Here is an 8,032-nt window from a genome sequence, read left to right as displayed (position 1 = left end):
TTTCGTCTTGCGACGTTAAGAATCCGTATCTTCGAGTGCCCACACAGATTGTCTGATAAATTGTTAAAGAGCAGTGCAACGCGGCTTTCGCTCACTGTTGCGAGGTGGCGTATATTACGCTTTCCTCTTTCAGAGTCAACCCTGAATTTCAGGATTTTTCTCTTCAACCGACCGGCTGTTTGTGTGAAGTGATTCACATCCGCCGTGTCGATGGAGGCGCATTATAGGGAGTTCTCTGCTGACCGCAATAGAAAAATTGCAGAAAAATGACTGTTTGCTGCATTCCCCAGCAAAACCCCTGGTTATACCCATTTACGCACAGACTTATCCACAAAATGCGCGTTCATCTCCTGGATCTTCTCACTCTGCAAATGATCTTTCAGGGATAAAAGCGGGGCCAGAATTTAAAAAGAAAAATTCGCGAGCGTTGCGCAAACGTTTTCGTTACAATGTCGCCGCAAAATGAGAATACCCCATAAGGGGCGTTAGCTGAGTTTTTCACGAAAAATTCAGCTAACGCTCTCTGTAATCGTCAAATCCAGGGGATTTACCATGCAACAACGTCGTCCAGTCCGCCGCGCTCTGCTCAGTGTTTCTGACAAGGCCGGTATCATCGAATTCGCCCAGGCACTTTCCGCACGCGGTGTGGAGCTGCTGTCTACGGGGGGCACCGCCCGCCTGTTAGCAGAAAAAGGCCTGCCGGTGACCGAAGTTTCCGATTACACCGGTTTTCCGGAAATGATGGATGGACGCGTAAAGACCCTGCATCCAAAAGTCCACGGCGGCATCCTCGGTCGTCGCGGCCAGGACGATGCCATTATGGAACAGCACCACATCGCCCCTATCGATATGGTTGTCGTTAACCTGTATCCGTTCGCCGAAACCGTAGCACGCGAAGGCTGCTCGCTGGAAGATGCGGTAGAGAACATCGATATCGGCGGCCCGACCATGGTGCGCTCTGCTGCGAAGAACCATAAAGACGTCGCTATCGTGGTGAAGAGCAGCGACTACGACGCCATTATTAAAGAGATGGATGCTAACGAAGGTTCTCTGACCCTCGACACCCGTTTCGATCTCGCGATTAAAGCCTTCGAACACACCGCCGCCTACGACAGCATGATTGCCAACTACTTCGGCAGCATGGTTCCGGCCTACCACGGTGAGAGCAAAGAAGCCGCCGGTCGCTTCCCGCGTACGCTGAACCTGAACTTCATTAAGAAGCAGGATATGCGCTACGGCGAGAACAGCCACCAGCAGGCTGCCTTCTATATAGAAGAAAATGTGAAAGAAGCGTCCGTTGCCACCGCAACCCAGGTTCAGGGTAAAGCCCTCTCTTATAACAACATCGCCGATACCGATGCGGCGCTGGAATGCGTGAAAGAGTTCAACGAGCCGGCCTGCGTGATCGTCAAGCACGCCAACCCGTGCGGCGTGGCGGTAAGTACCTCTATTCTCGACGCTTACGACCGCGCATACAAAACCGACCCGACCTCCGCCTTCGGCGGCATCATCGCCTTCAACCGCGAGCTGGATGCCGAAACCGCGCAGGCCATCATCTCCCGCCAGTTCGTAGAAGTGATCATCGCCCCATCCGCCAGCGAAGAAGCGCTGAAAATCACCGCCGCCAAGCAGAACGTGCGCGTTCTGACCTGCGGTCAGTGGGCACAGCGTGTGCCGGGTCTGGACTTCAAGCGTGTTAACGGCGGCCTGCTGGTTCAGGATCGTGACCTGGGTATGGTGAGCGAAGCTGAACTGCGCGTGGTTTCCAAACGCCAGCCGACCGAGCAAGAGCTGCGCGATGCGCTGTTCTGCTGGAAAGTGGCAAAGTTCGTGAAATCTAACGCCATTGTTTACGCCAAAGAGAATATGACCATCGGCATAGGCGCAGGCCAGATGAGCCGCGTCTACTCCGCGAAAATCGCCGGGATTAAAGCGGCTGACGAAGGTCTGGAAGTGAAAGGTTCCGCGATGGCTTCCGACGCCTTCTTCCCGTTCCGTGACGGTATTGATGCCGCTGCCGCTGTCGGCGTGAGCTGCGTTATCCAGCCTGGCGGTTCTATCCGTGATGATGAAGTCATTGCCGCTGCCGATGAACACGGCATTGCGATGATCTTCACCGACATGCGCCACTTCCGCCATTAATTCAGGGAGCAGACGATGAAAGTTTTAGTCATTGGTAACGGCGGGCGCGAACACGCGCTGGCCTGGAAAGCCGCACAGTCGCCGCTGGTTGATACCGTTTTTGTCGCACCGGGTAACGCCGGTACCGCGCTGGAGCCTGCGTTGCAGAACGTGGCTATCGGCGTCACCGATATTCCAGCGCTGCTGAGCTTTGCCCAGAACGAGAAGATCGATCTGACCATCGTCGGCCCGGAAGCGCCGCTGGTGATTGGCGTGGTCGATGCGTTCCGCGCGGCGGGCCTGAAGATCTTCGGCCCAACCGAAGGCGCCGCGCAACTGGAAGGCTCCAAAGCCTTCACCAAAGATTTCCTCGCTCGTCACCAGATTCCGACGGCGGAATACCAGAATTTCACCGAGATTGAGCCTGCCCTGGCTTATCTGCGTGAGAAAGGCGCGCCGATCGTCATCAAGGCCGATGGTCTGGCCGCCGGTAAAGGCGTTATCGTGGCGATGACGCTGGAAGAAGCAGAAGCTGCCGTACACGATATGCTGGCCGGTAACGCCTTTGGCGACGCGGGTCACCGCATCGTGATTGAAGAGTTCCTCGACGGCGAGGAAGCGAGCTTTATCGTGATGGTCGACGGCGAGCACGTTCTGCCGATGGCTACCAGCCAGGACCACAAACGCGTGGGCAATGGCGATACCGGCCCGAATACCGGCGGTATGGGGGCCTACTCACCGGCGCCGGTGGTGACTGATGAAGTGCACCAGCGCACCATGGAACGCATCATCTGGCCAACCGTGAAAGGCATGGCAGCAGAAGGTAACACGTACACCGGCTTCCTGTATGCGGGTCTGATGATCGACAAGCAGGGCAACCCGAAAGTTATCGAGTTCAACTGCCGCTTCGGCGATCCGGAAACCCAGCCGATCATGCTGCGCATGAAATCGGATCTGGTGGATCTTTGCCTGGCCGCCTGCGACGGCAAGCTGGATGAGAAAACCTCCGAGTGGGACGAACGCGCTTCATTAGGCGTGGTGATCGCCGCGGGCGGTTATCCGGGCAACTACAACACTGGCGATGAGATCCACGGCCTGCCGCTGGAAGAAGTGGCTGACGGTAAGGTTTTCCACGCGGGCACCAAACTCGCCGATGACGACCGTGTGCTGACCAGCGGCGGACGCGTCCTGTGCGCCACCGCGCTGGGCCACACCGTCGCCGAAGCGCAGAAACGCGCTTACGCCCTGATGACCGACATCCGCTGGGACGGCAGCTTCAGCCGTAACGACATCGGCTGGCGCGCCATCGAACGCGAACAGCGCTAACGCGAAATTTTCGCCAGCAGCGTTTTACGCGTAATGCCTAACTGACGGGCGGCTTCCGTTTTGTTGCCGCCCGTTTTTTCCAGCGCCGCCAGAATCACCTCTTTCTCCACTTCCACCAGCGGCTGGATCTCGCCACTGTATTCCGTTTTTATTGGCGTCGCGGCAATTGCCAGCGGCAGTTCGCGTTCAGAAATATACTCCCCCGTCAGCAGTACCACCGCCCGCTCTACCGCGTTTTCCAGCTCACGGATATTCCCCGGCCAGCCGTAGTGAATCAGCAGATCCATCGCCTGCGGAGTAAAACCTTTCACCGCTTTACGGTTACGCGCGGCAAAACGCTGGAGAAAATGTTCCGCCAGTAGCGGAATATCTTCCCGACGTTGACATAATGCGGGCATTTCTATAGTGACCACGTTCAGACGGTAGTAGAGATCCTGGCGAAAACGCCCGGCACTGACCTCTTCCGCCAGGTCGCGGTGGGTAGCGGCAATCAATCGAACATCTACAGATATCGTCTGGTTACTTCCCACGCGTTGCACTTCGCGCTCCTGAATCGCCCGCAGCAAACGTACCTGCATTAACGGCGAGATATCGCCGATCTCATCAAGAAACAATGTCCCGCCGTCAGCTTCGACAAAGCGTCCTTCCCGACGTTTATCCGCGCCGGTAAACGCGCCTTTTTCGTGACCAAACAGCTCGGACTCCAGCAGCGATTCATTAAGCGCGGCGCAGTTGAGCGTGACCAGCGGTTTATCGCTCCTGGCGCTACAGGCGTGTAGCGCCCGCGCCACCAGCTCTTTACCCGTGCCGGAGTCTCCGTGAATCAATACCGTGGCGTCTGATGGTGCGACCATCGCGATTTCATTCAGTAAATGTTGCATCGCCGGACTGCTGCCTATCATGCCAAATTGCGCAGCCGACGCCGATGGCAATTCAGCGCCCGTTTCCCGCGTATGCGCCAACGCCTTTTCCAGCGTCTCCTGCAGACGGTCAAAATCCAGCGGTTTAATTAAATAGTCGAGCGCGCCGGCTTTCAACGCCTCTACCGCCGTTTCCACGCTGGAAAATGCCGTCATAATCAAAATCGGAATGGCGGGATTGAGCGCTTTAATCTCCTTCAGCGTGGCGATACCGTCCATCTCCGCCATACGCACATCGCACAGTACCAGATCAAAGACTTTCTCACGCACCTGAGCCAACGCATCATGCCCACTGTAGGCCAGAGCGACGTTATAGCCCCAGCCCCGAAGCAGCGCCTGTAAAATCGTGCAGTGGCTTACATCATCATCCACAACCAGAATATCGATTTTTCCGCGTATCACCCTTGTTAATCCTGTTGTCTCGCTATCACTGGCAACCAGATAGTAAAGACCGCGCCTTTACCCTCAATACTTTTCACCTTAATCGCGCCGCCATGCTGTTCGATGATATTTTGCACCACAGCCAGCCCCAGGCCTGTCCCGTCAGCTTTGGTCGTAAAATAAGGCGTAAAAATCGCCTCCAGCTGATCCGGGGCGATCCCTTTCCCGCTATCGGTAACAGTGATGATAACGCGGTCGGTCCCACTTTCTTTTGCCTCTACGGTAATCGTTCCCTGGCGGCCAATCGCATGAATAGCGTTCAGGTACAGATTCAACAGCACCTGAGTCAGCCTGTCCGGGTCAGCCTGAATACGCTTAAGCGTCTCATTCGCCGTGAATCTCAACTGAATCTCTCTGCTTTGGGCATCCTGACTGACCAGATTCAGGGAGTGAGTAATAATATCATTGAGGTTAACCGCCTGGAGCGTCAGATGCGCGGGCTTTACCAGTTCGAGCAATTCGCTTACCACCCGGTTCAAACGGTCGGCCTCTTTGGCCATCACCTGCGCCAGTTCATGCGACTCGCCGCCGGCTGGCGTGCGCTCGGCAAAGTATTTCGCCAGCCCTTTGATGGACGAGAGCGGGTTACGAATTTCGTGCGCGACGCCCGCCGCCAGATGCCCCATCGCCACCAGCTTTTCTTTACGCTTCATTGCATCAAGCAGTTCTCTGTGCGAGCGCTGATAACGCTGATGCCAAAAAAACGCCAGTAACGTTGCCAACAGCACCGCCGCTAACGCAGACAAAACAATCAGCGTATTACGCCACTCCCTTGCCTGTGTCGCGGCCAGCTCGCTGGCGTCAAAGGCAATAAAAATAGTTTGTTTCGCTGGTTCGTCGTCATTGGCGCTACGCGCCATGCCGTGCCCCCTCATACCGTGACCTCTCATACCGAAAAGCGGCTGGAACTGACGGTAAATTTCCAGCGCAGGCACCGTCTCGCCGTTAGCAGCAACGTCGACACGCCGCCAACGCTCCTGCGGCCCGGGGTTTAGTTGATGCATTTCAGATAGGGAATAGAGCGATTTGCCCACCATGCCAGGGTTGCTATGAGTGATGATTACCCCCTGCGCATCCGTTACAGCGAACCACAACACGCCTGGCTGACCCGCCATCTCTTCCAGCAATGTCTGCTGCTGCGCGTGATGCATCCGCATTCCCATACCTACTCGCGTGCCGGACTCCAGAGCGCGAATGAGTACATTTCCCTTTTCCAGCAGCGTCTGCCTGGCGGCAGCGCTCTCACGGCCATAGTCGCGAATGACCATAATGGAAAATAGCCCCACCAGAATGAAGATCGCCGCAGGTAACAGCCGACTCAACCACGTTGCAGCGGCATCTTTATGTAATCGTATAAAACTCACAGGCTTCCCCGGCTCGTTTTTATTTTCCTTACTTAAGCAGAGATCATGCCATTCTTCGCTCCGCATAACCGCGCGGTGTCGCACACCCTTTCGGATACGGGTGGGTAAAAATGACTCGCCAGGCGGGTCATGCGAGTCATTTTTACTCGCTTTTTGCCGCCTGAGGCGGGTTAACTCGCTGCCCAACAAGGAATAGTTACCTGGCACGGAAGATGCAAGAGAGAGGATAAGATGAGCAACAGGAGAACGCAAAATGAAACGGAACAATAAATCAGCTATCGCGCTAATCGCCCTCTCTCTTTTGGCCCTGAGCTCCGGCGCCGCCTTCGCCGGGCATCACTGGGGCAACAATGACGGTATGTGGCAACAGGGAGGTAGCCCGTTAACCACGGAACAGCAGGCGACGGCGCAGAAGATTTATGATGATTACTATACGCAGACCAGCGCGCTGCGCCAGCAACTGATATCCAAACGTTATGAATACAACGCGCTACTGACCGCCAGTTCGCCGGATACTGCGAAAATTAACGCGGTTGCCAAAGAGATGGAGTCATTAGGCCAGAAGTTAGATGAGCAACGCGTGAAACGGGATGTCGCGATGGCGCAGGCTGGCATACCACGCGGCGCAGGAATGGGCTATGGCGGTTGCGGCGGCTATGGCGGCGGTTATCATCGCGGCGGCGGTCACATGGGTATGGGAAACTGGTAAAGCATGTTTGCCGAATGGCGGCTTCGCCATCCGGTATTCCATCAAAAGCTTTTCGCTTGCGGCTGCCAGTGACAAAAATCTGAATTCGCCACCAGCAAAAGTTGCGATCCTTCCGGCGCCTCCAGCCATGCTACGCTCACCTCTACCGATGAGTGGTTCTGGCGGCGCTCAATGTGGCTTATTGCCCAGGAGTCCAGATCCGGTTTCAGCGTTTCACCTTCACAGGTGGTTACCGTATGGTCGGCGTGCCAGCGTCCCTGGCGTAGTATGACCCGCCCCAGGCGCAATGCGTCGCTGGTCTGACGGATTTGTTCGGCGCGATAGCGATACAAGGCAATCTGATCGTTGGAAAGCTGCTGCTTCTGCCCCCCGACTTCACGCTGCATAAAACTGAGTTCGCCATGAGCGTCGAAACGCGCGCGAATATGTTCTGGAGGTTTGCTGTAAATATTGAGTTCAATAAGCGAAAGCGTATCACCCTGCCAACGATATTCGCTGGTCGTCGTGCTACCACTATGCCACGGGCTAAAAACAGAAAGCAGATGGACTTCATCGTTCGTATCTTTACGCCAGATACGCACCGCGCCGTGATCGCCGGCAAAGCCGCTGGCAGTAAACGGAGGCGGTGAAGCGTTATGACTGCAGGCAGTCAGCAACAGCGCGCCAGAAAACAGAAACGCGCGACGCCAGACAGACAAAAGGGGCTGACGAGCCCCTTCGATAAAACTGTTCACAGCTACGCGTCTTACTTAACTGCGTCTTTCAGAGCTTTACCAGAAACAAACGCCGGTACGTTAGCGGCGGCGATTTTGATTTCTTTACCGGTCTGTGGGTTACGGCCAGTGCGCTCAGCACGGTGGTTCACTTTGAAGGTACCGAAACCAACCAGTTGTACAGCATCGCCTTCTTTCAGAGACTCAGTAATAGCAGCCAGAGTGGATTCCAGAGCAGCTTTAGCCTGGGTTTTGGACAGTTCTGCTTTGTCTGCAATTACATCAATCAGTTGAGTCTTGTTCATAAGTTATCCTTACAATGTGTTTATCGCTTGCTAAGCATCGAGTGCGACGGAAATGCCAGAAAAGCACTCTCCTGCATACACGCACCGATAGCCACTTTTTTTCGCCTCCCAAATGTAGACCAGACGGGGGGCA

7 protein-coding genes are annotated in these 8,032 nt (G+C 55.5%); 3 read left to right on the top strand and 4 right to left on the bottom strand.

All coding sequences use genetic code 11. The annotated features are described in order from the left end of the window. Positions 1-552: 552 nt before the first annotated feature. Complete coding sequence (purH, locus tag ACLJRS_RS23160; protein WP_001187512.1) at positions 553-2,142, top strand: bifunctional phosphoribosylaminoimidazolecarboxamide formyltransferase/IMP cyclohydrolase; 1,590 nt, start codon at positions 553-555, stop codon at positions 2,140-2,142. Between the two features lie 15 nt (positions 2,143-2,157). Next, complete coding sequence (purD, locus tag ACLJRS_RS23155; protein WP_000866772.1) at positions 2,158-3,447, top strand: phosphoribosylamine--glycine ligase; 1,290 nt, start codon at positions 2,158-2,160, stop codon at positions 3,445-3,447. Here the strand turns inward: purD and zraR are convergent. Further along, entirely contained in the window at positions 3,444-4,769 is a 1,326-nt protein-coding gene (gene zraR / locus ACLJRS_RS23150; RefSeq protein WP_000617930.1) for a sigma-54-dependent response regulator transcription factor ZraR, read from the bottom strand. The genes purD and zraR overlap by 4 nt on opposite strands. A 5-nt stretch (positions 4,770-4,774) precedes the next feature. Beyond that, entirely contained in the window at positions 4,775-6,172 is a 1,398-nt protein-coding gene (gene zraS / locus ACLJRS_RS23145; RefSeq protein WP_001520390.1) for a two-component system sensor histidine kinase ZraS, read from the bottom strand. A 253-nt stretch (positions 6,173-6,425) separates the two neighbouring features. Here zraS and zraP point away from each other — a divergent pair, with 253 nt between their 5' ends. Further along, positions 6,426-6,881, top strand: a complete 456-nt coding sequence (gene zraP, locus ACLJRS_RS23140; RefSeq protein ID WP_000828129.1) for a zinc resistance sensor/chaperone ZraP — start codon at positions 6,426-6,428, stop codon at positions 6,879-6,881. A gap of 41 nt (positions 6,882-6,922) precedes the next feature. On the opposite strand, the gene ACLJRS_RS23135 is transcribed toward zraP, so the two are convergent. Both ACLJRS_RS23135 and hupA read right to left on the bottom strand, forming a co-directional pair. Then, the gene (locus ACLJRS_RS23135; RefSeq protein WP_001083930.1) at positions 6,923-7,615 is read right to left on the bottom strand and encodes a DUF1481 domain-containing protein; all 693 of its coding nucleotides are present in this window, start codon (positions 7,613-7,615) and stop codon (positions 6,923-6,925) included. An 11-nt stretch (positions 7,616-7,626) separates the two neighbouring features. Then, positions 7,627-7,899, bottom strand: a complete 273-nt coding sequence (gene hupA, locus ACLJRS_RS23130; RefSeq protein WP_001044509.1) for a nucleoid-associated protein HU-alpha — start codon at positions 7,897-7,899, stop codon at positions 7,627-7,629. Positions 7,900-8,032: the final 133 nt, after the last annotated feature.

It is taken from the genome of Salmonella sp. SAL00670, from assembly GCF_046552235.1.
In the GTDB taxonomy this organism is placed as follows: domain Bacteria; phylum Pseudomonadota; class Gammaproteobacteria; order Enterobacterales; family Enterobacteriaceae; genus Salmonella; species Salmonella enterica.
The sequence above is the reverse complement of the archived record's forward strand: the minus strand, read 5'-3'. Positions and strand labels throughout refer to the sequence as shown.

Excerpts from the sequence above, each read along its gene's own strand:
- purH (WP_001187512.1), top strand. The coding sequence starts at position 553 with ATGCAACAACGTCGTCCAGTCCGCCGCGCTCTGCTCAGTGTTTCTGAC.
- purD (WP_000866772.1), top strand. The coding sequence starts at position 2,158 with ATGAAAGTTTTAGTCATTGGTAACGGCGGGCGCGAACACGCGCTGGCC.
- zraP (WP_000828129.1), top strand. The coding sequence starts at position 6,426 with ATGAAACGGAACAATAAATCAGCTATCGCGCTAATCGCCCTCTCTCTT.
- hupA (WP_001044509.1), bottom strand. The coding sequence starts at position 7,899 with ATGAACAAGACTCAACTGATTGATGTAATTGCAGACAAAGCAGAACTG.